This window comes from Meiothermus cerbereus DSM 11376 (assembly GCF_000620065.1).
GTDB lineage: Bacteria > Deinococcota > Deinococci > Deinococcales > Thermaceae > Meiothermus > Meiothermus cerbereus.
Map to the genome: position 1 here is coordinate 86,450 of NZ_JHVI01000001.1, position 26,981 is coordinate 113,430.

At 61.2% G+C, this 26,981-nt stretch carries 25 protein-coding genes; 11 read left to right on the forward strand and 14 right to left on the reverse strand.

All coding sequences use genetic code 11. The features are described 5' to 3' along the window. Positions 1-49 precede the first annotated feature (49 nt). Positions 50-2,410 carry an aldehyde dehydrogenase family protein gene (locus Q355_RS0100455; RefSeq protein ID WP_027875959.1) on the forward strand — a complete coding sequence of 787 codons (2,361 nt, stop codon included), beginning with the start codon at positions 50-52 and terminating at the stop codon, positions 2,408-2,410. Here Q355_RS0100455 and Q355_RS0100460 read toward each other — a convergent pair. The 3 genes from Q355_RS0100460 to Q355_RS0100470 form a co-directional block, all read right to left on the reverse strand. Further along, positions 2,407-3,126, reverse strand: a complete 720-nt coding sequence (locus Q355_RS0100460) for a hypothetical protein (RefSeq protein ID WP_027875960.1) — start codon at positions 3,124-3,126, stop codon at positions 2,407-2,409. The genes Q355_RS0100455 and Q355_RS0100460 overlap by 4 nt on opposite strands. A gap of 81 nt (positions 3,127-3,207) precedes the next feature. Further along, a complete protein-coding gene (locus Q355_RS0100465; RefSeq protein ID WP_036258357.1) occupies positions 3,208-3,663 on the reverse strand; it encodes a methylated-DNA--[protein]-cysteine S-methyltransferase in 456 nt (151 codons plus the stop codon). Positions 3,664-3,684: 21 nt separating this feature from the next. Then, positions 3,685-4,326 (reverse strand): TetR/AcrR family transcriptional regulator, encoded by a 642-nt coding sequence (locus Q355_RS0100470; RefSeq protein WP_027875962.1) that lies wholly within the window; start codon positions 4,324-4,326, stop codon positions 3,685-3,687. A 201-nt stretch (positions 4,327-4,527) separates the two neighbouring features. On the opposite strand from Q355_RS0100470, the gene Q355_RS0100475 reads away from it, so the two are divergent. Next, positions 4,528-5,658 (forward strand): phospholipase D-like domain-containing protein, encoded by a 1,131-nt coding sequence (locus tag Q355_RS0100475; protein WP_245597435.1) that lies wholly within the window; start codon positions 4,528-4,530, stop codon positions 5,656-5,658. Further along, a complete protein-coding gene (locus Q355_RS0100480) occupies positions 5,655-6,248 on the forward strand; it encodes a Maf family protein (RefSeq protein WP_027875964.1) in 594 nt (197 codons plus the stop codon). The genes Q355_RS0100475 and Q355_RS0100480 overlap by 4 nt, the downstream gene beginning before the upstream one ends. 7 nt (positions 6,249-6,255) lie before the next feature. Here Q355_RS0100480 and Q355_RS0100485 read toward each other — a convergent pair whose 3' ends face one another. The 3 genes from Q355_RS0100485 to Q355_RS0100500 all read right to left on the reverse strand — a co-directional run bounded on the left by Q355_RS0100485 (position 6,256) and on the right by Q355_RS0100500 (position 11,026). After that, complete coding sequence (locus Q355_RS0100485) at positions 6,256-8,871, reverse strand: valine--tRNA ligase (RefSeq protein ID WP_027875965.1); 2,616 nt, start codon at positions 8,869-8,871, stop codon at positions 6,256-6,258. Continuing rightward, positions 8,864-9,706 (reverse strand): hypothetical protein, encoded by an 843-nt coding sequence (locus tag Q355_RS0100490; protein ID WP_027875966.1) that lies wholly within the window; start codon positions 9,704-9,706, stop codon positions 8,864-8,866. Before Q355_RS0100490 ends, Q355_RS0100485 begins: the two co-directional genes overlap by 8 nt. Positions 9,707-10,348: 642 nt before the next feature. Then, positions 10,349-11,026 carry a GGDEF domain-containing protein gene (locus tag Q355_RS0100500; protein ID WP_027875967.1) on the reverse strand — a complete coding sequence of 226 codons (678 nt, stop codon included), beginning with the start codon at positions 11,024-11,026 and terminating at the stop codon, positions 10,349-10,351. A gap of 169 nt (positions 11,027-11,195) precedes the next feature. On the opposite strand from Q355_RS0100500, the gene Q355_RS0100505 reads away from it, so the two are divergent. From Q355_RS0100505 to Q355_RS0100525, 5 genes are all read left to right on the forward strand, one after another. Continuing rightward, positions 11,196-12,245, forward strand: coding sequence for an Mrp/NBP35 family ATP-binding protein (locus Q355_RS0100505; RefSeq protein WP_027875968.1), 1,050 nt, complete (start codon positions 11,196-11,198; stop codon positions 12,243-12,245). Between the two features lie 7 nt (positions 12,246-12,252). Next, positions 12,253-12,888: a helix-turn-helix transcriptional regulator gene (locus tag Q355_RS0100510; RefSeq protein WP_027875969.1), complete on the forward strand. Its 636-nt coding sequence runs from the start codon at positions 12,253-12,255 to the stop codon at positions 12,886-12,888. A 128-nt stretch (positions 12,889-13,016) separates the two neighbouring features. After that, positions 13,017-15,200, forward strand: a complete 2,184-nt coding sequence (locus Q355_RS0100515; protein ID WP_027875970.1) for an EAL domain-containing protein — start codon at positions 13,017-13,019, stop codon at positions 15,198-15,200. Further along, the gene (locus tag Q355_RS0100520) at positions 15,197-17,464 is read left to right on the forward strand and encodes a diguanylate cyclase (RefSeq protein WP_027875971.1); all 2,268 of its coding nucleotides are present in this window, start codon (positions 15,197-15,199) and stop codon (positions 17,462-17,464) included. The genes Q355_RS0100515 and Q355_RS0100520 overlap by 4 nt, the downstream gene beginning before the upstream one ends. Positions 17,465-17,674: 210 nt before the next feature. Continuing rightward, positions 17,675-18,328, forward strand: a complete 654-nt coding sequence (locus Q355_RS0100525) for an HD domain-containing protein (protein ID WP_036258405.1) — start codon at positions 17,675-17,677, stop codon at positions 18,326-18,328. A 36-nt stretch (positions 18,329-18,364) separates the two neighbouring features. Here Q355_RS0100525 and Q355_RS0100530 read toward each other — a convergent pair whose 3' ends face one another. The 4 genes from Q355_RS0100530 to rocF form a co-directional block, all read right to left on the reverse strand. Continuing rightward, positions 18,365-20,320, reverse strand: a complete 1,956-nt coding sequence (locus tag Q355_RS0100530; RefSeq protein ID WP_027875973.1) for a single-stranded-DNA-specific exonuclease RecJ — start codon at positions 20,318-20,320, stop codon at positions 18,365-18,367. Positions 20,321-20,413: 93 nt separating this feature from the next. Further along, positions 20,414-20,725 (reverse strand): LapA family protein, encoded by a 312-nt coding sequence (locus Q355_RS0100535; RefSeq protein WP_027875974.1) that lies wholly within the window; start codon positions 20,723-20,725, stop codon positions 20,414-20,416. 34 nt (positions 20,726-20,759) lie between these two features. Then, entirely contained in the window at positions 20,760-21,461 is a 702-nt protein-coding gene (gene hisA, locus Q355_RS0100540; RefSeq protein ID WP_027875975.1) for a 1-(5-phosphoribosyl)-5-[(5-phosphoribosylamino)methylideneamino]imidazole-4-carboxamide isomerase, read from the reverse strand. A gap of 35 nt (positions 21,462-21,496) precedes the next feature. Next, entirely contained in the window at positions 21,497-22,390 is an 894-nt protein-coding gene (gene rocF, locus Q355_RS0100545) for an arginase (RefSeq protein WP_027875976.1), read from the reverse strand. 118 nt (positions 22,391-22,508) lie between these two features. On the opposite strand from rocF, the gene Q355_RS0100550 reads away from it, so the two are divergent. Next, the gene (locus tag Q355_RS0100550) at positions 22,509-23,063 is read left to right on the forward strand and encodes a DUF177 domain-containing protein (RefSeq protein ID WP_027875977.1); all 555 of its coding nucleotides are present in this window, start codon (positions 22,509-22,511) and stop codon (positions 23,061-23,063) included. A gap of 138 nt (positions 23,064-23,201) precedes the next feature. Continuing rightward, the gene (locus Q355_RS0100555; protein WP_027875978.1) at positions 23,202-23,909 is read left to right on the forward strand and encodes a CHAD domain-containing protein; all 708 of its coding nucleotides are present in this window, start codon (positions 23,202-23,204) and stop codon (positions 23,907-23,909) included. Between the two features lie 188 nt (positions 23,910-24,097). Here the strand turns inward: Q355_RS0100555 and Q355_RS16290 are convergent, their stop codons facing one another. From Q355_RS16290 to Q355_RS0100565, 3 genes are all read right to left on the reverse strand, one after another. Continuing rightward, positions 24,098-24,178: a 30S ribosomal protein THX gene (locus Q355_RS16290; protein ID WP_084495969.1), complete on the reverse strand. Its 81-nt coding sequence runs from the start codon at positions 24,176-24,178 to the stop codon at positions 24,098-24,100. 9 nt (positions 24,179-24,187) lie between these two features. Continuing rightward, on the reverse strand, positions 24,188-24,481 hold the full coding sequence (rpsT, locus tag Q355_RS0100560) for a 30S ribosomal protein S20 (protein WP_027875979.1): 294 nt from the start codon (positions 24,479-24,481) through the stop codon (positions 24,188-24,190). Between the two features lie 115 nt (positions 24,482-24,596). Next, positions 24,597-24,974, reverse strand: coding sequence for a hypothetical protein (locus Q355_RS0100565; RefSeq protein ID WP_245597444.1), 378 nt, complete (start codon positions 24,972-24,974; stop codon positions 24,597-24,599). A 94-nt stretch (positions 24,975-25,068) separates the two neighbouring features. Here Q355_RS0100565 and tyrS point away from each other — a divergent pair, with 94 nt between their 5' ends. Beyond that, the gene (gene tyrS / locus Q355_RS0100570) at positions 25,069-26,352 is read left to right on the forward strand and encodes a tyrosine--tRNA ligase (RefSeq protein ID WP_036258361.1); all 1,284 of its coding nucleotides are present in this window, start codon (positions 25,069-25,071) and stop codon (positions 26,350-26,352) included. Here the strand turns inward: tyrS and Q355_RS0100575 are convergent. Further along, positions 26,349-26,936, reverse strand: a complete 588-nt coding sequence (locus tag Q355_RS0100575) for a Rieske 2Fe-2S domain-containing protein (protein ID WP_084495971.1) — start codon at positions 26,934-26,936, stop codon at positions 26,349-26,351. The two genes, tyrS and Q355_RS0100575, sit on opposite strands and share 4 nt — an antisense overlap. Positions 26,937-26,981 lie beyond the last annotated feature (45 nt).

The window sequence follows — 26,981 nt, forward strand, 5'->3', positions numbered from 1 at the left end:
GCGTGGTCGGCCCAGAGCCATATTGCACTATCAAATCCAGGAGCCACCCATGACCCTCACAGAAATTATGGAAACCCTCCCCTACGGCCCCGCCCCCGAGGCTGCCCAGCCCGCCATGGACTGGCTCAAAGCCCATAAGGGCAAATTTCAGCTTTTCATCGCGGGCAAGTGGCGCAACCCCGCCAGCAAGGAATGGTTCACCACCATCAACCCGGCCACCGCCCAGAAGCTGGCCGAAGTGGCCCAGGCCAGCGCCGCCGACGTGGACGAGGCCGTCAAGGCGGCCCGCAAAGCCTTTGCAGGCTGGAGCCAGACCAAGGGCCATGTGCGGGCCCGCTACCTGTATGCCATGGCCCGCCAGATTCAGAAGCACGCCCGCCTGTTTGCCGTGCTGGAAACCCTGGACAATGGCAAGCCCATCCGCGAGACCCGCGATATCGACATTCCCCTGGTAGCCCGCCACTTCTACTACCACGCCGGCTGGGCCCAGCTTATGGAAAGCGAGCTGGCGGGCTATGCGCCATTGGGCGTGGTGGGGCAGATCATCCCCTGGAACTTTCCCCTGCTGATGCTGGCCTGGAAGGTAGCCCCCGCGCTGGCCATGGGCAACACGGTGGTGCTCAAGCCCGCCGAGTTTACCCCCCTGACCGCACTGCTGTTTGCAGAAATCTGTCAGAACATCGGCCTTCCGCCGGGCGTGGTCAACATCATTACCGGCGACGGTAAAACCGGTGCAGCCCTGGTGGAGCACCCCGGTGTCGACAAAATTGCCTTTACCGGCTCCACCGAGGTGGGGCGAATCATCCGCAAGGCCACCGCTGGAAGCGGCAAAAAGCTCTCGCTCGAGCTGGGGGGCAAGTCGCCTTTTGTGGTGTTCGAGGATGCCGACCTCGACAGCGCCGTAGAGGGTGTGGTGGATGCCATCTGGTTCAACCAGGGGCAGGTCTGCTGTGCGGGCTCGAGGCTCTTGGTGCAGGAGGGCATCGCCGAAAATATGTACACCAAACTTCGCGCCCGCATGGAAAAACTGCGGGTAGGTGATCCGCTGGACAAGGCGGTGGACATCGGGGCCATCATCGCGCCCGTGCAACTACAAAAAATCCAGCAGTTGGTGCAAAAGGGCGTAGAGGAAGGGGCCAAACTCTGGCAACCGAGCTGGGCTGTCCCTGCCGAGGGCTGCTTCTACCCCCCCACCCTTTTCACCGAGGTGGCCCCCGCCTCGACCATCGCCCAGGAAGAGATCTTCGGGCCGGTGCTGGCCGCCCTGACCTTCCGCACCCCCGAGGAGGCCGTCCGGCTGGCCAACAACACCCGTTACGGCCTGGCCGCCTCCATCTGGAGCGAGGACATCAACCTGGCCCTCGACGTTGCCACCCAGATTAAGGCGGGCACCATCTGGATCAACAGCACCAACCTCTTCGATGCCGCCAGCGGCTTTGGCGGCTACCGCGAGTCGGGCTTTGGGCGCGAGGGGGGCAAAGAGGGGCTGTGGGAGTACGTCAAGAAAATCGAGCAGCATCGTACCGCCCAGGGCCAAACGTCCAGTGCCCGGGGCCTCACAGCCAGGGCCAGCGCCGAGTCCCTCCCCCCCATTGACCGCACCGCCAAACTCTTCATCGGGGGTAAGCAGGTTCGCCCCGATAGCGGCTACAGCAAGGCTGTGTACGCCCCGGATGGGCGCCTGGTGGGCGAGGTGGGGCTGGGCAACCGCAAGGACATCCGCAACGCCGTGGAAGCCGCCCGCTCAGCCCAGGAGGGCTGGCGCAAAACCGCTGCACACAGCAAGGCCCAGATCCTTTACTTCCTGGCCGAAAACCTCTCCGAGCGGGCCGAGGAGTTTGCCCGCCGCCTCAGCGAGCAGACCGGGCAGGATGGAGGGGCCGAGGTCGAGGCGGCCCTCGAGGCCCTGTTCACCGCCGCAGCCTGGGCCGACAAATACGAGGGCCTGGTGCACCCCACCCCGCTCCGCAACGTAACCCTGGCCATCCCGGAACCGATTGGGGTAATGGGCATTCTCTGCCCCGACGACCAGCCCCTGCTGGCGCTGGCCCGCCTGGCTGGAACCGCCCTGGCCATGGGCAACACCCTGGTGGTGGTGCCTTCGCCGCTGGCCCCCTTGAGCGCCACCGATTTTTATCAGGTGCTGGAGACCTCCGACGTCCCTGCCGGAACCTTTAACATCGTCACCGGCGAGCGCGACGAATTAGCCCGTACCCTGGCCGAGCACGACGACGTGGACGCCGTCTGGTACGCCGGCCCGCAGGCGGCGTGGGCCCTGGTGGAAAAGGCCAGCGCTGGCAATATGAAGCGCACCTGGACCCTGCCCCATAGCGGCCCGCTGCCCGACACCCAGGAGATTCTGCGGCAGGCCACCCAGGTCAAAAACATCTGGGTTCCCTACGGCGCCTAAAGGGAAGTTTCGTAGCGCGGCAAGCGGGGCCCCAGACTCAGGCGGGCGGTGCCCAACAAAAAAGCCAGCTTGAACCAGTCCCACTGGGTATAGGGGGCCAGAAAGGGGCCGGGGCGGGCCCCTTTCGCAAAGCGCTGCAGGTCGGCCTCGAGGCTGGGCAGGCCCAGCAGTTCGCGCTGCAACGCCACCACCTCGAGGGCCTCCGAGGGCCACTCCCCCAGACCGCCCAGGCCAAAGGTGGCAAAAAGGGTGGGCCTGCCCTCAAAAGCCCGCGCCCGATCCACAATGTGGGCATAGGCCCGGGGGTCGGCCTCCCGCTTTTCTACGGCCACCCGCATTGGCCTTAGCGCCGCCTGGCGCAAAAGGGGGTCGTCGTCGGCGTGGGCCAGCAGCACGGCAGCCGCAAAAGCCCCTGCTGCCCCAACCACCCGCCTGCCCGGCCAGCCCGTTTGAATCGCCTCCCAGAGCAGCCTATTGGAGGCCTCCACAGCCGACAGGTAGCCCCGCACCAGAGCAGGCTGGGGCTGTGGGTATCTACGCAGGGCGGCATGAAAAACAAACGGCAGGGGCACGCCTCTAGCCACAGCCTCTTTCTCGGCTGCTTTGAGGCGGGCGGCAAACTCGGGCATGCTGCGCTTGGCCCGCCCGACCGCAAGAATCCAATCCTGTTGGGTAAAAAACAAACGCAGCAACCTACCTCGCAGCTCCCAGTTCATGGCGCAGTACACCCAGAAAAACTGGCTTCATCAAGCGTGGGCAAAAGCCGGCGCAAGCCTTGCTGGTAAAAATTGCCCCCTTCAGGCAACCCCCTCAAACCGCAGCAACCACTCCTTAACACCCTCGCGCCCGGCAAACCCGCCCAGGCGACCATCGGCGTGGATGACCCGCTGGGCCGGAACCACCAGGAAGAACGGACAGGCCCGCATACCCGCCCCCACCGCCCTGGGGGAAAGGCCACACAAGCGCCCCATCTGGGCATAGCTGCGGGTCTGGCCCATGGGAATACGCCGAACCTCCTCATACAAAGCTGCCCGCCTTGGCTCGAGGCCCCCATAATCCAGGGGCACCTGCAAAAAAGTCTCGCCCCTGCCGGAAAAATAACCCTGTACCCGCCGGGCCAGGTCGTGCAGCAAGGGGTTGGGGCGCTCTGGCAGACCCTCGCCCAGCACCAGCAGCTCCAGCGACTGCAAGGTCTGGGTGCTGGCCCTGGCGTATAAGGGGCCAATGGGGGTGGGAATCAGCAGGCTGTACATAACAGCAAAGACAAACCCAGGTCATGACTTTTGTGCAGTTCGCGCGGCCTTCTCGGGTTTGCCGGTTTCCCTGGCGAGGGCGCCTTCCAACATCAGGTCGAGGAATTTGGTCATCTCGTCTGAGAGCTGTCGCCCTGGGGTATAGGCCGCCCAGCGCAACGCCGAGAGCAGGTACACATCGGCAATCGAACGGGAGATGCGCTCGAGCGACATGTCTTGCCGCAGCTGGCCCTGTGCTTTTAGTGGGCGCAGGATCTCGGCTATCAGGTCACCCAGGGGCAGGGCCTCGAAAGCTGCTTTGGCCCGCTGGGGGTCTGGGTTCAAAAGCTCGTAGGCCAGGGGCGATAGCAAGGCCCGCTCGCGCTCGCTCAGCGCGGCCAGGCGGTTCCACAAGCGGCGCAGGATCTGAAGCGGCGGCTCGCCCTGAGCCAATTCTGCCAGGGCCTGTTCGCGTAGCTCGCCCAGCTGTTGCGCCCCAAAATCGAGCAGCACAGCCTCTTTATAGGCGTAATAGTTGAAAAAAGTTCCCCGCGAAACGTGGGAAGCCTTGGCAATATCGGTGGCTGTGGTGTGGTGAAAACCCTTTTCACGGAACAGGTTGATGGCGGTGCGGAAAATGCGGTCTCGACGGCGCTGCTTTTGCCTTTCCCGAAGCGTGGGCATGATGAGATTGTACCCAAGTCCAATAAAATGTGCTAGTCGGCACCTGGTCGGAAATATCTCTTCGCATAGCATAGGGTAGATCCCGGTAGAGCCGTTTCAGAAAACCACTTCGAGCTGAGGATGCGCTGCCCGTAGCCCACGTCCCTGGCCTCGACGGCAAACGAACAAAAGCTGCCCAGCGTTGTACAGTAGACATCTGCTATGCGTCGTCGTGCCAATTTAAATCTGCTTGGGGCTGTGTGGAGCCTGTTCCGCCCCAGAACAAGCCGCCGCCGGGGCCGCTCTGGTGGCGACCGGCTTTGGCTATTCCTGCTTTTTCTGGGCGTGGTGGGTTATCTGCTCTGGGACGCCTACCTGCGCCCGATCCCTCAGGCGTACAAGTCCAGCGGGGGCCTCGAGCTGTACTTTGCCCCCCAGCAAGGGCGCGAGGCCAAGGGCCGTCTGATTGGCCTGATCAGCACTGCACAGAACCGGGTCGAGGTGGCTGCGCTCGAGCTCGAAGACCGCGAAATTGGCCAGGCCCTCCTGCAGGCAGCAGCCCGCGGGGTGCAGGTGCGAATGCTCAACGACAGCGACTACCGCCGCGAGACCCGCGAAAGCCTGGGCGTGCGCAGCAACAATCCGGCCCGCTGCGAAACCTTAAAGCGGGTGCAGGTCTGCTATGACAGCCGCGCCCACGCCCTGATGCACCACAAGTTTGTACTCATAGACAACCTGGGGGTCTGGACCGGCAGCACCAACCTGACCTGGAACGCCTTTGAGCGCAACAACGAAAACAGCCTATGGCTTCCTGTGGAGGGGCTGGTGCAGGTGTACCGGGCCGAGTTCGAAGCCCTGTTTGCCGGTCAGGAAAACGGCCTGGGCCGCTTTGAACGCTTCCAGATAGGCAACACCCTGGGCACGGTCTACTTCAGCCCCGCCGGTGGCCGCGAAGCCCGCGGCGCCATCCTCGAGGTGCTGGGGCGCGCCAGCCGGGAAATCTGGGTGGCTGCTTATGTCCTGACCGATACCCGCATCACCCAGGCGCTGGTCAAAGCCCACCAGCGTGGGGTTCGGGTGCGGGTGGTGATTGATGCGCGCAACCTGGCCAATTCTCGGGACGAAACCTTAAAGCAGGCCGGTATAGACGTGCGCAAAGACGGCAACCCCTACACCATGCACCACAAGGTAATGGTGGTGGACGGGGAATGGGTGGTTACCGGCAGTTACAATTTCACCAATTCGGGTTTTGGCCGCAACAACGAAAACCTGCTGATCTTGCGCGACAGCAGCTTAGCCCAGCGCTACCAGCGTGAGGTAGAGGCCATCTGGCGTGCCGGAAGCCGCTTATGAAAAACCTCCCCACCTTGATTTTGGCCTCGCAAAGCCCGCGCCGGGCCGAGCTTTTAAAGCGGCTGGCACTGCCTTTTGAAGCGCGCCCTGCTGATATTGACGAAGAAGCCCTAAGGCACCTCGAGCCCGCTCAGATGGCCCAGGAACTGGCCGCGCAAAAAGCCAGGGTCATCTGGCAACCGGGGCTTTGGGTGCTGGCTGCCGATACGGTGGTCGCGCTGGAAGGCGAGACCCTGGGCAAACCCAAAGACCTGGAGGAAAACAAGGCCTTCTTAAGGCGCCTTTCGGGTCGTACCCATACGGTCTACACGGGCTTTGCCATCCTGAAGCCGGATGGCTTCTTGCACCGCGAGGTGGCTCTGGCCCAGGTAACATTCCGCCCTTTGCGATCGTGGGAGCTCGAGTGGTATGCCCAGAGCGGCGAAGGGCTGGACAAGGCCGGAGGATACGGCGCACAGGGGCTGGGCATGGTCTTGCTGGAGCGCATTGAGGGCGACTTCTACACCGTGATGGGCCTGCCCGTGAGCCGGGTCTGGCAGCACTTGTACGAGCTGGGCTACTTCGGCCTCGAGCCCGACGAAAAGCGCTAGCCGCAGGTCAGGAAAGCCGGGCCAGGTTTTGCCGGATGCGCTCGAGCTGGGCCTGGTTCTCGGCCAGCCGCTCCCGCTCGGCCTGCACAATAGCCGGGTCGGCCCGCTCCACAAAACCAGGGTTAGCTAGCTTCTTCTGCCCCTGCTCAACCTGCTTTTCCAGCTCGAGCAGCCGCTTGCGCTGGCGTTCCAAAAAACTCGACAGGTCGCCCTCGGGCTGGAGGTACACAGTGGTGTTGGCGGTCACCTGAGCGATGGCCTTCTGGGGCATCCCCAGCGCAGGCTGGGCTTTGCTAAGAAAGCGGAACAAAGACAGGTTATCCATCACCAACTCGGCCCCTGGCCCGTCCAAATGCACCACGATCTCCTGCTGGGGCGCAAGGCCCAGCTCGGCCCGCAGGTTGCGGGTGGCGGTAATGGTTTGTTGCAGGGTCTCGAAGGCTTTTTCGGCCTCGAGGTCGCGTTCCCCCACCTCCGGCCAGTCCTGCAGGGCCAGCTGCTTGGTATCGCCGGTCAGGGCTTCGTAAAGCTCGGAGGTGATGAAGGGCATGATGGGGTGCAGCAGCTTGAGCAGGGCCGCTAGGGTAGACTCCAGGGTCTGCAAGGTGGCCCGGTTGCCCTCGCGCAAGGCCGGCTTGGCGGCCTCCAGGTACCAGTCGCAGAACTCGCTCCAGACCAGCTCGTAGACCAGCCGGGCGGCGCGGCCCAGGTCGAAGGCCTCATAAGCCTCGGTAATCTCGGCGATGCCCCGGCTAAGGCGCGAGCGCATCCAGCGGTCGGCCAGGGTCAGATCCTGGCCTTTGGCCTCGGGCACCTGGCGGAGTGCGTCCTTGTTCATCAGCACAAACCGCGCGGCGTTGTAGAGCTTGTTGGCAAAGTTGCGCCCCTGCTCGTAGCGCCGCTCGTCGTGGCGGATGTCCTGCCCGCCGGTGGCCAGGTAGTCCCAGGCGAAGCGGCAGGCATCGGCCCCGTATTTGTCGATGAGCTCGAGGGGGTCGATGCCGTTGCCCTTGCTCTTGGACATCTTCTGGCCCTTGGCATCGAGGTACAGCCCGTGCAGCACGATGGTGTGGAAAGGGGCCTGGCCGGTGAACTGGTAGCCCGACATCTGCATACGGGCCACCCAGAAAAAGATGATGTCGTAGCCCGTGACCAGCACATCGGTGGGGTAGAACTTCTGCAGGTCGTCGGTAGCATCGGGCCAGCCCAGGGTGGAAAAGGGCCACAGCGCCGAGGAGAACCAGGTATCAAACACATCCTCATCGCGCCGCAGCTTGAGGTGGGCGTAGCGGGGGTCCTGGTCGCAGTCGAGGTCGGGGTTGGAGGGGTCGGGCACGTAGATGTTGCCCTCTTCGTCGTACCAGGCCGGAATCTGGTGGCCCCACCAGAGCTGCCGGGCGATGGCCCAGTCCTTGATGTTTTCCAGCCAGTCGCGGTTGACCTTTTCCCAGCGCTCGGGTACAAAGCGCATCTCGCCTCTGTCCAGGCCCGCCAGCACCTTCTCGGCCACCGGCTTCATGCGCACGAACCACTGCTCGAGCAACATCGGCTCCACCGGGGCTTTGGTGCGCTCGGAGTAGCCCAGGGCGATGGTGTAGTCCCGCACCTCGCGCAGATGGCCGGCTTCTTCCAGGGCCTGTACCACCCGCTTGCGGGCCTCGAAGCGCTCGAGGCCCCTAAAGGCCTCTGGCACCCGCTCGCCCGTAAGGCAGCCCTTCAGGTCAATCACGCTGGGCATCTCGAGGTTGTGTCGGCTGCCGATCTCGAAGTCGGTGGGGTCGTGGGCCGGGGTAATCTTCAAAGCCCCCGTACCAAAGTCCATCAACACCGCCTCATCGGCGACGATGGGGATGTAGCGCTCGGTCAGGGGAATACGGGCTTTCTGGCCCACCAGGTGACGGTAGCGTTCGTCGGCGGGGTTCACCGCAATGGCCACATCGGCAAAGATGGTCTCGGGGCGCACCGTGGCGATCTGGATCTCGCCGCCGCCCAAAAGGGGGTAGGCCAGGGTGTAGAGCTTGCCGGGGGTGGGTTCGACATTGACCTCGAGGTCGCTCACCACGGTCTGGGCCACCGGGTCCCAGTTCACGATGCGCTGGCCGCGGTAGGCCAGGCCCTGGTGGTAGTACTCGATGAAGGCCCGACGCACCGCGCGGGAAAGCCCCTCGTCCATGGTGAAGCGTTCTCGAGTCCAGTCGCAGGAAGCCCCAATGCGCCTGAGCTGGTGCAGGATGGCCCCCCCGTTTTTCTCCTTAAAGGCCCAGACCCGCTCTAAAAACTTCTCGCGTCCCAGGTCGTGGCGGGATAGCCCCTCCTGGGCCAGTTCTTTCTCCACCAGCACCTGGGTAGTAATACCGGCGTGGTCGGTGCCGGGCAGGTACAAAGCCTCGTAGCCCTGCATGCGTTTGAAGCGGATCAGGGTGTCGATGATGGTGTTGTCCAGCGCGTGCCCCAGGTGCAGGTTGCCGGTCACGTTGGGGGGTGGGATCACGATGGTAAAAGGGCCTTTACCCTTGTGGGCGTTGAGTTCGGGCTTGAGGGGATTGCGGGCCCATTCCTCGGCCCAGCGGGGTTCCACGGTCTGGGGGTCGTAGGTTTTGGGTAGTTCCTTAGGTTCAGTCATGGTTGCTCCGGGGTGACAGGTGGTATATTTGTTTTTCGTCCTGGAAGCTGGCTTCCTCGTAAGCCACCCCAACCACCCTGGTATTTTCGTCAAAGGTGTGGCTCCAGAAGCCCACGGTCAGGCGGTTGCCCTCGAGGCTCACCGTACCTACCGCTATTTCCTTCCACCCGTCTTCATCTTCGTCTTCGTCGTCATGGTCGAGGTCGCCTTGATCCAATTCTTCATCCACTTCAAAGTCTTCTATGCCGAGGAGCTCATAGTCGCCTTCGTCCAGGTCGTCCAGGTCGTCATCGTCCTCCTCGAGGTCGTCCAGGTCAATCGCGCTGAGGGTACAGACCTGACCCACCAGGCTGCGGACGGGGTTGTTGGGCTGACCGAAGCGGGTGCTGAACTCCGGACGGAAGGGGGTGTATTCGATGAGCGCCACCAGCATGTACTCGCCCAGCTCCCATTTGCACTCCAGCAAGGGCGGCAGCGGCTCGTCCCGGTCGGGGTCGTGGTCGGGCGGAGGGGTGGCGATGGGCGCGTTGAGCAGCTCGACGACCATCCGCTTGCGTGCCTTGCCACTAACCTCTATGGGTGCACCTCGGCCCAAGAAATCTTCCATCTTCCAGTGCTTGAGGCGGGACTTCAGCTCGCCAAGCGCTTCCTCGAGGCTATCCACAATCCGCATGGCATCGCCCCTTTGCAAGAAGTACCAGCCGGGATACTCCTTGGATTCCACGGCTGGGATTTCCTTCCCCAGAAGCTTGAAGAACCGGGGCGTCCGGCTCAGCCACAGCAGGCCGGGCTCGTAGTGGGGCTCGAGCTGCCATTCTTTAGGGATGCTGTTCATGTAACCTCCTGCATATCGCCCAAATTGATACCGCATCAAGCTCTTACAGCCCGAAGCGGTGCATTGACTAAATCATCCTTGGCGTTGTGTCTCATCCATTGTTCCTTCATACCTCACTTGTAAAACAAAAACGCCCCTGCAGACTTGGCTGCACGGACGAGGGCTTTCCCCGCGGTACCACCGCGCTTCCTGAAGCACCGATTCCAGGCGCTTCAGGCACTCTAACGTGCTGTATCGGGCACCCCCGGCAGGCTCTACGCTCCCGTAGGAGTTTCTTCCTGCTGGCTCGCGGGCGACGTTCGGTTTGTGCCGTTCCCAGATGCCCTCTCAGCCTGTGGGGCACCCTTTCTGTGGGGGCAGCAAACCTACTCTTCCCGGTCTACGCCTAATGGCATTATACAGCAATCCCAAGGGCCTTTGGATCGGCCCCCAAAGGCCAGTAATGGCGTGCCGAACTGCGGTCAGGTGGATTCGGCAAGCGCCTAAAAGGCCTGGGTTAACTCCAGAACGAGCCAGCCCAAGAAGAAAACCGCCGAGAATACCGCTATGGCGTAGCGTACAGAGGTCTTATCAGCTGCACTGCGGCCAAAAATGCTTTTGAGGAGGTTTGGGTTGCGGCTGGCCATGGGGCATCACTCCTTTTTAGTAATACATTCCGGGGAAGGTTTGATTGCGGCCTGAGCTTTTGGCCTCGGCCTGAAAGCGGTCGGCGCGGGCCAGTACGGCCTGAGCGGTGGCTTCGTCGTCGCGGCTGGCAAAGCCCAGGCTGATGGTTACCTTAAGTTCGGGGTGGAGCTGGTTCCAGGGGTATTTCTGCACCGACATACGCAGCCGCTCGCACACCCCAAAAGCCCGGTCGCCGGTGATGCCACGCAAAATCAGGGCAAACTCCTCACCTCCGAGCCTTCCGGCCACATCTGAGGCGCGCAGGGCTTTGCGCGCCAGTTGTCCGATGCGGCGCAAGACCTCATCGCCGGTGGACTGGCCAAAGCGCTCGTTTATGGCCTGGAAGCCATCCAGGTCAAAGCTGACCACTGTAAAAACTTCGCCGCTGGCAAAAACCCGCTCGAGGGCCTTTTCAAAAGCAACTTTGCCCGGCAGGCCGGTCAGTGGGTCATCGGCTTCAATTCCATAGCCCTCCAGCAGGGGGCTACGGGCATTGATCAGGCTATGGTTGCGTTCTTTTACCAAGCGCTCTACCGACTCCAGAATATCCTTTAGCGAATCGAGGCTGCTGCTGGACTGTGCAATCTGATTACGCATCTGCTCGAGCATTTGCAGCAGTTTAATATCTTCATCACGCAGCTTTTCCGTGCTCATCTTGCAGCGGATTATATGGGGGCGGGTGGCTACCGTTTGTGCGATTTGACCATCACGTGTTTCTGCGTATCCACCATTGGTTGGATTGACAAAATTGTGTTTTTGGTCACCTGTAATGTGACCCCAGCCCCGTTCATCAGAGCATTTCCAGGCATAATCTGAATACGAGATGAGTACGCTCAGCGAAGCCCTGGTACTGGAAGCCCTGAAAACCGTCAACGACCCTGAGCTACATAAGGACCTGGTGTCGCTGGGGATGGTCGAGCAAATTGCTGTAGAAGGAAGCAAAGCCACAGTCAAAATCAACCTAACCACCCCGGCCTGCCCTCTAAAGGAAAAAATCGCGGGGGACGTGCGCGCGGCCCTTGGCAAGATTGGTGCGAGCGAGGTCGAAGTGCATTTTGGCGCCCAGGTGCGCGGGCCTCAGAACCTGCCTCTGCCCGGCATCAAGCACATTGTGGCGATCGGCTCGGGCAAGGGGGGCGTGGGCAAAAGCACCGTTGCTGCCAACCTGGCCATCGCGCTGGCCCAGGAAGGCGCCCGTGTGGGTTTGCTGGACGCCGACATCTACGGCCCCAGCCAGGCTCAGATGTTTGGCACCCAGGGTGAGAAGTTGCGCGTAGACGAGCAAAAGCGGATGGTTCCGCTAAAGCGCTATGGCATCAAGCTCATCAGCATCGCCAACATCGTCCCGCCGGGCCAGGCCATGGTCTGGCGCGGCCCCATTTTGCACGGCACCATCAAGCAATTTTTGCAGGAGGTGGCCTGGGGCGAGCTCGACTATCTAATCGTGGATTTGCCTCCTGGCACCGGTGATGTGCAACTTTCCTTATCGCAGCTCACCCAGCTTTCGGGGGGCGTCATCGTCACCACACCACAGGACGTAGCGCGCATCGACGCAGAGCGGGCATTGGACATGTTCAAGCGGGTACAGGTCAGTATCCTGGGCGTAATCGAGAACATGTCGTTTTTTGAGCAAAATGGACAAAAAACCTACATCTTTGGGCAGGGCGGGGGCCGCAAAATGGCCGAGCAATACAAAACCGCTTTCCTGGGTGAAATCCCTATTGCGCTCTCGGTGCGCGAGGGGGGCGACAGCGGCGTGCCGGTGGTGATTGGGGCCCCCGATTCGCCAGAAGCTTTGGCTTTCCGTCAGGCTGCGCGCAATTTAGCAGGTCAGTTGTCGGTACAGTCTCACCTGCTGCTGCCGATGGCCTAGGGGTGTTATGGCTTTGGGAATGGGCGAGACCAAACTGCGAATCCTGGAGACCCTGCGCTCGAGGTCGAGCTGTGCCGGCTCGCTGGCCGAGTCGCTGGGCATCTCCAAGGTTGCGGTGCACCGCCATTTAGAGGACCTCGAGCGCGAAGGTTTGGTGCGGGCCCGCCTGGAAAAAAACGAAGGCCGAGGCCGCCCCAAGCAGGTCTATCAGGCCGTAGACGAGCAAGCCCCCTATGCCCGCATGTGCGCCGATGTGCTCACCCACCTCAAAGAGCTTTTTGGTGAAGGGCTGGTGCTGGAGGTATTGAACCGGCGTAACAACAAGCTGCTCGAGGAACTCGCCCCACACCTAGAAGGTCTGAGCCTGGAACAAAAACTTTACCGCCTGGCCGAGTTTCTCACCGAACAGGGCTATCAGGCCAGTTTTTTCTACGAAAATGGACGCTGGTACCTGGAGCAGGGGCGCTGCCCCAAGCTGGCCCTTTCGCTCGAGCACAGTGAGTTTTGTCAGACCGAGCTCGAGCTGTACCAGAAGCTGCTGGGCGTGCCCGTAACCCGCGAAAAGCGCATTTCTGCCGGAGGCGACTGCTGCCGCTATCGCATCGAAGCCGAAAGTCCGTCTGACCAACAAAACACCTGGTAATAACCAGCAGCCCTCCCGCTAAATGCAGCTTTGGTTCAAATAACCAACTTTAACGCACCCGCTTCTGCTATCTTTTCGGTAGCAGGAGGTGCTATGTGTCTTTTTTACAGGAAAAGGGAGGGTCGCTAATGGCTAAGCCAGACCGCCGCCCTGCCGCCTGCCCCACCCCCGATCCACTGGACTTATCCCAGGGGATTATGGTGGTGCGTACCGACCTCGAGGGGCGTTTTGTTTATGCAAACCGGGCCTACCTGGGATATATGGGGCTGCAAACCCTGCCTATAGGAACAAGCGCTTTGCAACACATCGCCCCTAAAGACTTACCGGCTGTAGTGGAGACCGTAAAAAAGGTACTCGAGCATCCCGGTCAAACCGGTTGGGTAGAGTTCAGCAAGCCATTTAATAAACCCTGGAACCTGGGCCGCTGGGAGTTTATGGCCCTGGTAGACCAACAGGGCAAGCCTGTGGGCATTCAGTGTATAGGCTACGAGGTTGGCGACAGCTACCGCCAGGCCCGCTTCCAGGAGGCCTCGCTGGAGCTTCTGGCCTCGGGATTGAAGGAAACGCTGTCGCCCGAGCAGGTTCTAAAGCAGGCACTGGAAGCAGCGTTGAAGGTAGTCCCGGTAGCCCAGGCGGGCAGCGCAACCCTCCTCTATCCAGAAGGCCATTTTCGCTTTGTGGCGGCCCACGGCTACGATCTGGCAGCACTGCAGAAGGTTCATCTGTTCCCCCAGGAGCCGCTTTCGCTAAGCCAGCATATTCAAGCCAGGATATTTACCCATGCCGATATCATCCGATTTAACGAACGCCTCGACCCCGAGCGGCGGGCCGTTTTGGAGGGGCCGGGGCATGCCAGCGCCATCCAGGCTATGCTGGCAACCCCGGTAGTGGTCAAGGGTACGGCTCGAGCCTACCTGTACCTCGACCACTTCGACCGTCCCGACGCCTTCGACGAGGTTGACCTACACCACCTGGAGGGGCTAGCCCACCATGTGGCCGGGCTGCTTTACGGAAGTGAGCTGCGCAGCGAGGTTCACTTTAGACGCTACCATGACCCTCAAACCGGGTTGACCAATCTGCAAAGCCTTACGGAAACGCTGTCCAAGCGGTTGCCGGCCCCCCGGGCCTTAGTGGCCCTGCACTGCCACTCGCTCGAGCGCATTCGGCGGCTGGAAGGCGAGGAGGTCTGGGCGGCAGTGGTGCAAGCCGTAGCCAATGCAATGCTGGCCGAGCTACGCCCAGCCGACCATCTGGCTTACGAAAAGAACACCTTCTGGTTGCTTCTGGAAGGGGTAGACAACCCATCAGGCATTCAGGCGGTGCTCTCGCGGCTATACCAAAGCATAAACAGCAAACTGGCCCCGCGCTGGCGTCAGCTCAACTTTAACCCACGGGTGGGGGTGGCTTTCGCCCAGCCCGGTATCGCCACGCTCAAGCTGCCCCAGGCCGCCGAAATAGCCCTTAAGCAAGCCCAGCAGCCTGGTCAGGTGCGCTTTTATGAATCCTCGCTGGAGCAAAACGTGCTCGAGGACGACTGGCTCCACCAGGCCCTGGGGCAGGCCCTGCGGCCGCTCAAGTCTGGCGAAGCGCCCCTGGGCTTCCGTCTCCACTTCCAGCCCATCCGGGCCCTTGCCAGCGGGCAACTGCAGCACCTCGAGGCCCTGCTGCGCTGGCAGCACCCCGAACGGGGCCTGATTTCTCCGGCCAAGTTTTTGCCCATCATCGAAGAAGAAGGCTGGATGGGAGAGCTGGGCGACTGGATTATAGGGGAGGCTGTGGCATGTTCTGCGAGATGGGGGGTGCCGATTGCGGTCAACCTGGCCGCAAGCCAGCTCGAGCCCTGGCTTCCCCAGCAGATCAGCGCACATCTACAGCGCCACGGCCTGGCCCCACAAGCACTGATCCTCGAGGTGACCGAACAGGTGGCCCTGGACGAGACCAGCCTGTCGGTGCTGCGGCAACTGGCCCTGCAGGGGCATCCCCTGCATCTCGACGATTTTGGCACCGGGTTTTCCTCCCTGGAGCGAATTACCGCCCTGCCCCTGGCGGCCATCAAGCTGGGCCAGGGGTTCATCAAAAACCTGGGTTCCGACCCCAGTGCCCAAACCTCTGAGGCCCGCCTGTTGCGGGCAGTACAGGCCCTGGGCAGCGGCCTGGGGCTCAAGGTAATCGTGGAGGGCATCGAGAGCGAAGCCCAGCTTCAGTTTCTATTGGCCGAGGGGTTTTCGCTGGGTCAGGGCTACCTGCTCGGAAGACCCACTGCAATTGAGTCCTACGCGCAACTGCAGGCCTTACAGCAAGGAGGCCCATGAGCCGCGTATTTAGTCGCTCAGCTGCTAACCTACTCTATGGTGCAGTGGTGCTCTGTGTGCTGGTGTTTGTGTTGTTGCCAGATTCCCTCGAGTCCCATCAGACGTACAGGCTGCCCTTTCTGATGGTTTTTACGGCCACCACCGCCAGCATCTATGGTATGGGCTGGGGGTTTTTGGCCGCTGGGGCGTCGGCCTTGCTGCTGGCCCAGTGGATGGGGCTTCAGGCATTGGACGGGGTGTTGCTGCTATTGTCGGTGGTTCTTGCCAGTAGCATCGGGAGCAGCCTTCGCACGGCCCACCGCCACGCTAAAGCGCTGGCCCGCAGCCACCAGTTAATTGCAGAGACCTTGGAGATTTTTCCCAAGATCGACAAACGTCAGGCCTTGTTGGAAAGCCTCCCAGAGCGTCTGGTCAGCTTTGCCTCAGGCGGCCACGTGGGCATCTGGCTACCCCAAGCGCACAGTTTCCGCCTTCTCGCCTGTGTCCCTGATATTGGCCTACAGGAAATTTCAGCCCAGGGTGTGGTGGGCCGGGCATTTCGTGAGGGCAAACCCCAGTATGTGCCCGATGTACGAAAAGACTCGAGTTTTATCGCAACACCTGGCCTTACCAGTGTAGCCGAACTGGCCCTTCCCCTATTTGAACGGGGGGAAGTGGTGGCAGTGCTCAATCTGGAAAGGGCCAGGCCCTTTCTGTCCGAAGAAGTGGATGGACTAATTCGCTTTGCCGAAACGGTCAGCCTGCAACTAGACCGACTGGCCGACCTCGAGATCCGCCGCCTGCTCTCCGACCTTTCCATCCAGATGCAAAAGGTACGATCTCTGCAGGAAGCTGCCGAGCTGGCACTTTTGCTCCTCTTGCACGGTCTATCCCTCGAGGCCGGGGTGGTTTGGGAGGCTCGAGGCGCAAGGATGCGGGCCTTGGCCCACCAGGGGGTAAACGAACCCAGCCTGCTGGAGGTGTTGCACAACGGGCTGCCCTATGGGTATGGCCTGGCCTGGGAGGTTTATGCCACAGGAAAACCGTACTTTACCCAGCGCTATGCGGAAGAGACACGCGGTGTAAAACCCCTACAGGATTTGGGCTGGCAAACCTTCGTGGCACACCCCATCCCCACCGCCGGCAGCAAGAGAAGCCGCTTTGTGCTGGTGGTAGGCTCCCCCCAGGAAAGAGCCTGGAGAAGAGCAGAAAAGGAACTCCTGCTGCTGTTTTGCCGCAACCTGGGCATTGGCTTTGAGCGGCTGATCGAGCGGCTCCATCACGAGGGGGTAAATCGCCTGACGCAAGAACTGCTGGAAGAGCCCTCGGAGAATCTTTACCATTTGGTGCTGGTGGAGGCCATCGAGCAGGTGCCCGGAAGCGAAGCGGGAAGCCTCCTGGTGCTCGAGGATGGAAAATACCGCTACAAGGCCGCTGTAGGATACGACCTTGTGGGGTTACAGGCCGCACCCAGCAGCCCGGCGGATATGCTCGATTGGTATGGCCTGGGAGAAGAACGCTCCCGCCAGGGGGAACCCCGCATCCTGAGTGCAGAGGAGACCGAAATCTACAAGGTCAGCTACCAGACTGCGCCACCAGAAATCATGGACACTGCCGGCAGGGCGCGCGAGATTAAGGCCAACCTTTGCTTGCCCATCGCTTACCGGGGCGAGGTGCTGGCCTACCTCAACCTGGACAACCTGCACGATCCGCAGGCCTTCGCAGAGGATAGCCTGCACGCAGCCCAATTTTTCGCAGCGCCACTGGCCACCCTGCTGCACGATGTCAGAATTCATCGTCTGCTGGAGGAAGCAGCCCTTACCGACTCCCTGACCGGGCTGCCCAACCGTCGGGCCTTCGACAAGGTGCTCTCTGAGGAGCTCGAGCGGGCCGTTCGGTATGGTTATCCGCTTTCGCTGGCGATCATGGACTTAAAGGGCTTCAAAGCCGTAAACGACAAACTGGGCCACGCCACCGGCGACCTCGCGCTCATCCGGGTGGCCCAGTTGCTGGAAGAAGAACGTCGTGGCGGAGACCATCTTTTCCGCTGGGGCGGCGACGAGTTCGCAGCCATCTTCCCACATACCGACAAGGGCGAAGCCTTGGTTGTGGCCAAACGCTACGCACAGATAATCGAATCGATCAGCTTTGGCCAGCAACGCCTCGGCGTAAGTATAGGGCTAGCGGCTTATCCCGAAGATGGCTCTAATCCAGATAAACTACTTGTCGCTGCAGACAACCGCATGTATGAGGCCAAGGCTTTGGGCATCCCCTTGAAAACTTGAGCGACTAAGTGTCTCCATAAGCGAAATGCAAGATGCCATACCGAAAGTTTGTCGGGGAATTGCGCCAGGTATGCATTGACTCATTCCGCTGGTTTTGCCAATCTGCCCTGGCGCAACTTATACGCCCTCACGCCGCCACAAGCCAAAAGCACCCTGGTTTTCGCTGCAGAGGAACCATGATAAGCTCTCCTTCAGTTGGCCCTGCAGCACATGGGACGCAATTTCGAACTTTCACACGGGGGCCGCAAGCGGCTCATTGGCCGCTGGAAGGCCTTGCTTAGCTCGCTTGGGATAGACCCCAATTCGCACTTTCACATGCTGGAAGACCTATTCACTCGCCACAGCGAGCCCCAGCGGCACTACCACAATCTGCTCCACCTCAGCACCCTGTTCTCGCTGTTACCGGCAAAGCCCCACCTCGAGTTCGCCATTTGGTTCCACGATGCCATCTACGACCCCACCCGCACCGACAACGAAGCCAAAAGCGCACACCTGGCCGAACAGAGCCTAAAACGCCTAGGGATAGACCCAGAGCTTATCCAAGCTGTAGTAGATATCATCTTGGCCACGCAAAGCCATCAGTCGAACGACCCCGATACGGCTTTGTTTCTGGACGCCGACCTCTCCATTCTGGGCGCCGACCGCAAAACCTACAAAGCCTATGCCCAGGCCATCCGGGACGAGTACGCCTGGGTTCCAGAGGCGCTGTTCCGGGAACGACGCGCCCAGGTGCTACAAAAGTTTCTGTCGCGCCAGCGCATCTACCAGACCCCTGCTTTTGCCATGCTGGAGCAACCCGCCCGCGAGAACCTGCGGCATGAGCTGCAAACTTTGCTGGAGCCTGGCCATAACCGGCGCAAATGAGTGCAAAAAGCCCTCGGAGCCCAGGAATGGCATGGCTCAATAGGCTGCGGGGGTGTGGTCAGCCAGGGCCTGCCAGTAGCGCTCGAGGTCCTCCGCCAACTGCTGGGCCAGACCCAAGCGATACGCAGTGGCCACCCGCTTGCCCAGTGCACGAGCCAGGGAATCGGAGCTGGCCTCCAGGGCTGCCAGGGCTTTCTCTGAAAGGGCTATGTATACCTGCTCCGGATGGGCCGGTACGGGCGGCAGGCTGAACCAGTAGCTAGCCTCCTCGGGTTTGACCACCGCGGCCCCCCTGCTGGTAAACCAGTCGGCACCCTCCGGGTGAACATAGACCCGGGCCGCCTGGGCCACCGCCTGGCGCACCGCTTGGGCAAATGGCACTGGAATGGCCCACCCCGCTTTAGGGGTGGGCAAGGGGCGGTAGGCTTGCGCCCTCAGTTCGACGTTTTGCTCACCGTTCCACTCGCTTAGCACCAGGCCCGCAGCCAGCTCGATGTGTTCTGGCAGGCTTTCGCCATTGTCACGCCATTTGATGACCCGGATGCCATTCAGTCGGAACGACAGGTGCTTGCCTTCGCCCATAGTGCGCACATGCTCCGGTTTGCCCTGGGTATAAAACAGCGGCTCAGGGTTGCCCTCCCCCAGGGGCTCGAGTAGCCTCAAAGCCTGGTGTAGTTCGGCCAGGTCTTCCCCATCCAGCCATCCGTCCAGAACAATTTCAGGCACTGGCACCGGAAACTGGGCTGCGTAGCGGTGAATGGCTTCAGTGAAAGCGGGAATCTGTTCCTCCTGAATGGCAAAACCCGCCGCCTGGGCATGGCCCCCAAAGCGTTTGAGGAAAGACCTAGCAGCCTGCAAAGCCCCCACCGCGCTAATACCAGGCGTCGAGCGCACCGAGCCCTTGCCATCGGCAATGATAAAGACCGGTTTGTAGTAGCGCTCGAGCACCCGGCTGGCCACGATGCCCATCACGCCCGGATGACCCTCGGCATCGTGAATAACCAGGGCAGGCTGAGTGGGGTCTATGCTGGGCCAGATGCGCTGTAGCATCTCCTCCTCGATGCGCTGGCGCTGCTGGTTGAGGCGGGTCAGGTGCTCGGCCAGGGAGGGGGCTTGCAGCGGATCCTGGGTGGTGAGGAGCTCCAGGGCCACCTCGGCCTGTCCCAACCTCGAGGCCGCATTGATTCGGGGGGCAATGCGAAAAGCAATCTCGCTGGCGCTAAACTCACGGCAGTGCTCGGCGGCCAGCACCTTCAGGCCCAGATTGCTCGAGTCGCGCAGGCGGGAGAGCCCCTCTTTGACCAAAGCCCGGTTAAAGCCCCGCAAGGGGGCCACATCGGCCACCGTGCCGATGGCGGCCAGGTCGGCATACTCCAGGGGCGGGTCTTTCCCCAGCAGCTCGTACACCTGCCACAGCAGCAAAAACGCCACCCCCGAACCCGTAGGGTGGGCCTGACCTTCCAGCCAGGGCGAAAGGGCCGGATGCACAATCAGACCTGGCGGCGAGGAAGCACCCGGCGTGTGGTGGTCGGTTACCAGCACCGAGACCCCATTTTCTACCAGCTCGCGCAATTCGGCGTGATTGGAGATGCCGCAGTCTACAGTAATGAACAGGTCGCAGGCTTCTAGATGCTCTGGCACCCGCTCCATCAAGACACCGTAGCCTTCGCTCAAGCGATGGGGAATGAAGGGGTGGATGTCGGCCCCCAGTTTTCCCAGGCCGTTGAGCAGGATGGCCGTTCCGGTAAGGCCGTCGGCATCGTAGTCGCCGTGCACGCGGATGCGCTCACGTTTTTCTAAAGCCTCGATAATGCGAACCGCCGCTTGCCTCAGGCCTTCGATGGGCAGCAGCTTTAGAGGGGGCTCGAGGTCTTCGACCCGCTTGAAGCCCCGGTTCCACAAAACCGCCGCAGCCAGCGGGGGGATGCCTAGTTGTTCCACTAGCGGGCGGAGTTCGGAGACTGGCGGCCATTCACGAAATTTCCAGATCATGCAAGATCTCCCAACCAACACCTGCCAAGGGCAGGCCATCTAAGGCATCTACCTGGGCATCTACCTGGGATGAGACGACCCCCAACCAGCCCATCAGGTCTGCCGGTCGGGAATGACCGGGGTTTCTTCGGGGTGCTGCTTTTTGAGGGCCTCGAGTTCAGCCTTAACCTGGCGTAATTCTCGGTCGCGCCGGTTGAGAGCAGCCTGGGCATTCACCCAGCCGGTAAGCCCGTACAGCCCCATCACACTCAAGCCCAGCCCAAAGGCCGTCACCAATAAAAAGCTCAGATGTACCAGGCCCCAGGGTGTGCCAATCAAAAGACCCGGTTCCAGAACATACACTGCCCAGGCCAGAGCAGCCACCCCCAATACCACCACGAAGGCCAGTGCGTTGAGCACTTTCATGCTAGAAGTTTACTCCATGGCATCGGGCCCTGGCTCAAACCCATTTCTTCAGGTCGATGCGGCCCTCGTAAATGGCTTTGCCGGTAATGGCGCCCTCCACACCCAGGCGCCTCAGGCCCTCGAGGTCGGCGTCCGAAGCGATGCCACCCCCCGCAATCAAGAAGCCCGGCCAGGCTGCGCGAACCTCGCGGATCACCTCGAGGTCGAGCCCGGCCAGGGTTCCATCCCGCCGCACATCGGTGTAGATAAGGGTACGCACCCCCAGCTCCCACATCCGCAGGCCCAAATCCTGCACCCTGAGGGCTGTTTCCTCCGCCCAGCCCGAGACCACCACCTCCAGGCCCCGCGCATCCAGGCTGACCACCACCCGCTCGGCGCCAAACTCCCCTAGCATCCGCTCCAGCACTTCCGGCGCTTTTACAGCCACCGTACCCACCACCACCCGGCTGGCTCCCAGGGCCAACACCTCCCTGGCCGCCTCCAGGCTGCGTATCCCACCCCCTACTTCAAAGGGGATAGCCAAAGAGGCAGCCAGCGTACGCAACACCGCCCGGTTTTCTCCCCGTCCCAAAGCCGCGTCCAGGTCGACCAGGTGTAGCATCCTGGCCCCTTGCTTCTGCCAGTGCAGGGCGGCCTCCAGCGGGTTTTCGTAATAGACGGTTTCCTGGCGGGGGTCGCCCTCAAACAAGCGAACGGCCCGCCCGGACTGGATGTCTACCGCAGGAATCACCAACATTGGGGGATTGTATCAAGCCTGCCAGAGCAAAATCATCAGTAAATTTTCTTCCCCAACAAACTGCTGGCCAGCTCGACCATCATCCGGGCGGTGCGGTTAGCGATGTCCAGAATGGGGTTCACCTCAACCAGATCCAGGCTGGTAACCAGGCTGGCATCGGCCAGCAGCTCCATAAGCAAGTGGGCCTCGCGGTAGGTCAGGCCCCCTGGCACGGGCGTACCCACCCCCGGCGCTATTTCGGGGTCCAGCACGTCGGCATCCAGCGAAACGTGCACCCGGGAAAAACCAGCGAACTTTGCCGCAACCTGCTGAGCAATGGCCGGAATGCCCTGCACATCCACCTCTTTCATGGTGAATACCGTAACCCCCCGCTCGCGCAGCAGCCGCACCTCGCCCGGATCCAGGCTGCGAATCCCAATGAGGACCACGTCTTCGGGCCGCACCTTGGCCCCCGGGCGACCCAGGTCTACTAGGCGGGGGTCGCCCAGGCCGCACAGGTGCGCCAGCGGCATCCCGTGAATGTTGCCGCTGGGGCTGGTCTGGGGGGTGTTGAAATCGGCGTGGGCGTCTACCCAGATCACCCCGATGCGCTCACCCCGACTGGCCCCCGTTACCGACCCCATGGCAATGGAGTGGTCGCCCCCCAGCACAATGGGAAACACCCCAGCGGGCATCTGGTTCAAGGCTTCGATGGTGTCGAGGCAGACTGCCCGGATGGCCTCGAGGTAGCCCAGTCCTCCCAGCGCTTGCTGGGCGCGCAGACTCTCAACCACCGGCACCTTGATATCGCCGTAATCGTGCACACGGTGGCCCAGGCCCTGAAGCACCTCCTGTAAACGTCCGTAGCGCATGGCGCTGGGGCCCATGTCTACCCCACGCCGACCCTGACCCAGATCCATCGGAACGCCTAAGATACCGATATCCTTCATACCCCCACAGTCTACCGTCGGGCGTGCAGCGATGCAGCCAGCCTGCTGGGGCCATTGACCTGAAGCCATTTCGGCGCTAACATAAAGAGCTACGCTTAGCGCGCAAGCATTGGGAAAAATGAAACACCGACCTTTACAAAACATCAACCTCGCGCAGCTCCTACGCGAGGGAGGCAGCACCAGCGCCAGGGACGAAATCCAGGATTACATTGCCCTGCACAACGAGCGCATACCCCTGGAAGGAAAAGCGCTCTGGAAGGCAACGGTCACCCGGATAGAAGGTGAGGGGGGGCTGGAGTTCTGGCTTTCGGGTGAGATTGCCGGCAACGCCATCATGGAATGCCGTCGCTGCCTGACCCCTACCCCTACCCCTGTACGGGCCCATTTTCAGTATCTGCTTCGCTACCAGGCGGGCTTGCAGCACCTCGAGGCCATCGAGGAGGACGAAGAGGAAATTCTGCTTTTTGGTCATCCCGACCTCGACTTAGAACCGCTTCTGAGCGAAGCTTTTGCCCTCGATCTGCCCTACACCGCCCTCTGCAAAGAAGACTGCAAGGGCCTATGCCCGGTCTGTGGGGCCAACCTCAACGAGGTGGACTGCGGTCACCTGCCCCAAACCCAGACCAAGCTGGCCGCCGAGCTTTCTAAGTTGCTGGGCGAGATTAAAGACTGATGCTCGCGTTATAGCGAGAGCGCAAACCCAGGGCATTACCCGTGCGCGCAACCGCTGGTAGGGCTGCCCGCACTGCGCCGGAGAAGCCAGCCTCAATCCACCACATGGGCAGCCTGGCCTTGGTGTTAGGCTATTCTTATGCCGGCCATTGCCTTAGACCGCTGGCTCCAGCACCTCGTAAAGCACCTGCCCGTGGCTAAAGAGGGCCGCGACCCCGAAGGCGTTCACCAGGTACGGGTGGCCGTACGGCGGCTGCGGGTGTGGCTGCGGCTGGCCGGAATGCGGGTACTCGAGGACGACCTGGCCTGGCTGGTACGTGCGGCGGGCGAGGTGCGCGACCTGGAGGTGTTGTTGCAGCACCCCGACCTGCCCAAAGCCTTCCGCAACTGGGCCGCCTCCAGGCTGGAACAAGCTCGAGCCGCCTTGGTACCGCTGCTGGATAACCCTCGGCTGGCCGGGCTGCTTCAGGCCCTCGCCAACCTGCCACCCCTGGACGAGGAAGCAGCCAAAGCTCGACTAAAGCGCTTTGTTCGTCAAGCCGCGCGCAAAGCCGAGGAATGGCGTAATCAGGACAGCATCGAAAGCCTACACGCCTTGCGCCGGGCCCTGCGCCGCCTGCGCTACGCCAGGGAGTGGCTGGGGCTGGACAGCCAGGACGAGAAGGCCCTCCAGGAGATTTTCGGGCAGGTGGGCGACCTGAGCTTCACCTTGAGGTACCTGGCCGCCTTTGAGGCCGAAGGTAGCAGGGTGCCTGCGGCCTACAAGCGGCAGCTCGAGGCCCAGTTGACCGAAGCCCTTGAGGCAGCTCGAGCAGCCTGGCAAACACATCAGGCTGACCTGGGGTGAGCAGCAGGCAGTTTGGTTTAGACGCCACACAGCGCATTTGACCCCTGCATTCGCGGGCACCTACCCAAAGCAGGTCTTCAAAGTTCAAATTGCGAGGTTGACGGCCATTGTTCCGCAGTACAACAAACAGGTGGCAAAACTGCCACAAAAAAACCGGAGGAAAGTCCTCCGGTCAGGCCCAACAGGTATTACTTTTTGCGGGGACGGTATTTACCGTGGGAACCACGGAAGATTTTTCCACGACGGGTGCGACGATCACCTTTGCCCATGTTTTACTCCTAAGCTTTGGCTCCGCCCAAAAGCTGGTTCACCTTGCTCATCAGGCGGGACTTACGACGGCTGGCCGCGTTCTTGTGCAGGGTAGAGCCTTTGGCGGCCTTATCGATCAGGCTTTCGGCATAGCGCATGACCCGAACCGCTTCGCCCGCATTGCCTTCTTTGGCCAGGGCCACCGCTTTCTTGCTGATGGTCTTGATGGCCGACATCTTGGACTTGTTGCGGGCACGACGCTTAAGCGACTGCCGGTGGCGCTTGATGGCCGAGGGGTTACGTGCTGTCTTTTTCTGTGCCATAGTTCTCCAATATTGCCAAATTGGGGGCTGCGGAGTTCGCACCAATGGCGAAAAAGCAGCCTCGAGGCAAACCGCTCACAAGTCTAGCATAAGGCCAGCCCCCATGCCTAGACCCTCAAAACTCGTTGCGGGCCGCAACCCAGTCCATACGCACCTGGCCGCGCGCATCCTTGAAGCGGAAATAAACATCGTACAGGTTGGCATCGGCGGGGTAGCGAATTTCATCCGAAAAGCGGCCCTGGTAACGCTTAATCAGGCCAGGGCTGCTCTGGCCCGCGCGGCGAATCTCCACTTCAAAGCTCCCTTGGCGCAACTCGCCGCTCACCATTACTTTGACAAAAGACCGAATGCCTGTCACACGCACCTGGTTGCGGGTCTCGCCGGTGTAGTTCCAGTAGTAAACCGGGGTAAAAGGGGCATAACCCACCGCCAGGCCATAGCGCTCGGCATAAAAGTACACACCACCTGCAATCAGGGCCAGAAATAAAAGCATTCGCACGGTTCAAGTATAAGACAAGTCTGGATTTGCCTTGCCCAAAATTCCTAGAAACCTAAAATACCCTGCTCAAATCGGTATACTTGGGAGCATGACAGCGGAGGAAGCATTCGGCTTACTGCGAATCGGGGCAGTGGAAATCATCCCCCAGGAAGACTTACTCAAAAAACTGCAGTCGGGGAAAAAGCTGGTGGTCAAGCTGGGGCTCGACCCTACCCGGCCCGACATTCACTTTGGCCATGCGGTGGTGTTGCGCAAAATGCGGCAGTTTCAGGAGCTCGGCCACAAGGTGGTCATCATCATCGGCGACTTTACCGCCATGATTGGCGACCCCTCAGGCCGCAGCAAAACCCGCCCGCCCCTTACCCTGGAGGAAACCCGGGCCAATGCCAAAAGCTACGTGGAACAGGTGGGCAAAATTCTCATCACCAACGACCCCGCGCGCTTCGAGCTGCGCTACAACTCAGAGTGGCTGGAAAACCTGGGCTTCAAAGAGGTCATCAAGCTCACCTCGCTGCTCACGGTAGCTCAGATGCTCGAGCGCGAGGACTTCAAGAAGCGCTACACCGAGGGGATTCCCATCTCGATTCACGAGTTCCTTTACCCCTTTGCCCAGGGGTACGACTCGGTGCCCATCGCCTGTGATGTGGAGATGGGCGGCACCGACCAGAAGTTCAACCTGCTGGTCGGGCGTGAGGTGCAGGAGGCCTATGGCCTGGAAAAGCAGGTGGCCTTCATCATGCCGCTGCTGATCGGGGGCGATGGGCAGAAGATGTCCAAAAGCTACGACAACTACATTGGCATCACCGAAGAGCCCAGCGACATCTTCCGCAAATTGATGAAGGTTGAAGACCAGTACCTGCAAACCTACTTTGAACTCTGCACCGACCTGAACCCAGAAGAAATAAAAGAGCTACTGGAGAAGGGCGGGCCTGTAGGGGCCCACCGGGTACTGGCCCGGCTGCTCACCGGGGCCTACGCCCTACCGCTTATCCCCGCTCGGCTGGACAAAGCCTTCTACCAATCGCTGGGATATAGCTGGGATGCCTACGGGCACGACCAGGAAGGCGCCGCCCAGGTGGTGCAACATGCCGAAGCCCGCTACTACGAAATTGCCCACGGGGGCATCCCCCAGGAGATGCCCGAAGTCGTGCTACCCCCCAGCGCGCTGCACGAAGGCAGGATTGCCATCGTCAAGCTTTTTACCCTGGCCGGTCTGACCAATTCCAACGGCGAAGCCCGGCGACTCATCGAACAAAAGGGTTTGCGGTTGGATGGTGAGGTGCTCAGCGACCCCAAGCTGGAGGTTGTCCTCAACAAACCCGTGGTGCTGCAACGTGGCAAGGATAAGTTTGTGCGGGTTGTACCGGCTTAGCCCTGCTCCAAGGGGCGAAAGGGAATCTCGTAGCCCGTTGCATAAAGGACCCCGTTTTCCTCTTCCAGACGCAGGCGGGGCAAGGGGAAGCGCGGCGGGCCGTACACAGCTTTGCCCCCTTGCAAAGGCTCATAGGCCCCAAAGTGGCAGGGGCAGCCCAGGAAGGGATGGTCGGTGCGGTAGTTGTAGGCAATGGAGCCCAACTCGGGGTTATCCACATAGTTGACCACACAGCCCTGGTGGGTGCAGATGCGCGACAGGGCCAGGAAGTGGGCCTCCCCTACCGTCAGGCCTCCCACCACCGGTTCCGAAAGCCGAAACACCACCGCCTTGAGGGGGCTGCCGCCATACTGGTAGTCAAAGTATTTGAAGTGCCAGTGTGCCGCCAGCTCGTCTAAGGTAGCCGCCTGCAGCCGTGGGCCCTCACGCCAGCGGGGTTCGGCCACCCCGGTTTTGGTGAAGTGGATGACGTAGGTGCGCCAGGCCAGCCAGCCAAAAAAACCTGCCGTGATGGCGCTGGGAACAATCCACAGCAAATCCCGCCGATTAATGCGGCGCAGGTTTTGCGGATTGGGCTTTTCCATAGAGGTTATCCTAACGGAGCATGGCTTCGTGTAGGAGGTTATACC

What these genes read in the sequence shown, in the direction of transcription:
- rpsT (WP_027875979.1), bottom strand. Translation starts at nt 24,481, where the DNA reads ATGGCACAGAAAAAGACAGCACGTAACCCCTCGGCCATCAAGCGCCAC.
- Q355_RS0100500 (WP_027875967.1), bottom strand. Translation starts at nt 11,026, where the DNA reads ATGAGCACGGAAAAGCTGCGTGATGAAGATATTAAACTGCTGCAAATG.
- Q355_RS0100530 (WP_027875973.1), bottom strand. Translation starts at nt 20,320, where the DNA reads ATGATCTGGAAATTTCGTGAATGGCCGCCAGTCTCCGAACTCCGCCCG.
- Q355_RS16290 (WP_084495969.1), bottom strand. Translation starts at nt 24,178, where the DNA reads ATGGGCAAAGGTGATCGTCGCACCCGTCGTGGAAAAATCTTCCGTGGT.
- Q355_RS0100465 (WP_036258357.1), bottom strand. Translation starts at nt 3,663, where the DNA reads ATGTACAGCCTGCTGATTCCCACCCCCATTGGCCCCTTATACGCCAGG.
- rocF (WP_027875976.1), bottom strand. Translation starts at nt 22,390, where the DNA reads ATGAAGGATATCGGTATCTTAGGCGTTCCGATGGATCTGGGTCAGGGT.
- Q355_RS0100460 (WP_027875960.1), bottom strand. Translation starts at nt 3,126, where the DNA reads ATGAACTGGGAGCTGCGAGGTAGGTTGCTGCGTTTGTTTTTTACCCAA.
- Q355_RS0100565 (WP_245597444.1), bottom strand. Translation starts at nt 24,974, where the DNA reads ATGCTTTTATTTCTGGCCCTGATTGCAGGTGGTGTGTACTTTTATGCC.
- Q355_RS0100535 (WP_027875974.1), bottom strand. Translation starts at nt 20,725, where the DNA reads ATGAAAGTGCTCAACGCACTGGCCTTCGTGGTGGTATTGGGGGTGGCT.
- Q355_RS0100485 (WP_027875965.1), bottom strand. Translation starts at nt 8,871, where the DNA reads ATGACTGAACCTAAGGAACTACCCAAAACCTACGACCCCCAGACCGTG.
- Q355_RS0100520 (WP_027875971.1), top strand. Translation starts at nt 15,197, where the DNA reads ATGAGCCGCGTATTTAGTCGCTCAGCTGCTAACCTACTCTATGGTGCA.
- Q355_RS0100550 (WP_027875977.1), top strand. Translation starts at nt 22,509, where the DNA reads ATGAAACACCGACCTTTACAAAACATCAACCTCGCGCAGCTCCTACGC.
- Q355_RS0100455 (WP_027875959.1), top strand. Translation starts at nt 50, where the DNA reads ATGACCCTCACAGAAATTATGGAAACCCTCCCCTACGGCCCCGCCCCC.
- Q355_RS0100515 (WP_027875970.1), top strand. Translation starts at nt 13,017, where the DNA reads ATGGCTAAGCCAGACCGCCGCCCTGCCGCCTGCCCCACCCCCGATCCA.
- Q355_RS0100510 (WP_027875969.1), top strand. Translation starts at nt 12,253, where the DNA reads ATGGCTTTGGGAATGGGCGAGACCAAACTGCGAATCCTGGAGACCCTG.
- Q355_RS0100575 (WP_084495971.1), bottom strand. Translation starts at nt 26,936, where the DNA reads ATGGAAAAGCCCAATCCGCAAAACCTGCGCCGCATTAATCGGCGGGAT.
- hisA (WP_027875975.1), bottom strand. Translation starts at nt 21,461, where the DNA reads ATGTTGGTGATTCCTGCGGTAGACATCCAGTCCGGGCGGGCCGTTCGC.
- Q355_RS0100490 (WP_027875966.1), bottom strand. Translation starts at nt 9,706, where the DNA reads ATGAACAGCATCCCTAAAGAATGGCAGCTCGAGCCCCACTACGAGCCC.
- tyrS (WP_036258361.1), top strand. Translation starts at nt 25,069, where the DNA reads ATGACAGCGGAGGAAGCATTCGGCTTACTGCGAATCGGGGCAGTGGAA.
- Q355_RS0100480 (WP_027875964.1), top strand. Translation starts at nt 5,655, where the DNA reads ATGAAAAACCTCCCCACCTTGATTTTGGCCTCGCAAAGCCCGCGCCGG.
- Q355_RS0100555 (WP_027875978.1), top strand. Translation starts at nt 23,202, where the DNA reads ATGCCGGCCATTGCCTTAGACCGCTGGCTCCAGCACCTCGTAAAGCAC.
- Q355_RS0100525 (WP_036258405.1), top strand. Translation starts at nt 17,675, where the DNA reads ATGGGACGCAATTTCGAACTTTCACACGGGGGCCGCAAGCGGCTCATT.
- Q355_RS0100475 (WP_245597435.1), top strand. Translation starts at nt 4,528, where the DNA reads ATGCGTCGTCGTGCCAATTTAAATCTGCTTGGGGCTGTGTGGAGCCTG.
- Q355_RS0100505 (WP_027875968.1), top strand. Translation starts at nt 11,196, where the DNA reads ATGAGTACGCTCAGCGAAGCCCTGGTACTGGAAGCCCTGAAAACCGTC.
- Q355_RS0100470 (WP_027875962.1), bottom strand. Translation starts at nt 4,326, where the DNA reads ATGCCCACGCTTCGGGAAAGGCAAAAGCAGCGCCGTCGAGACCGCATT.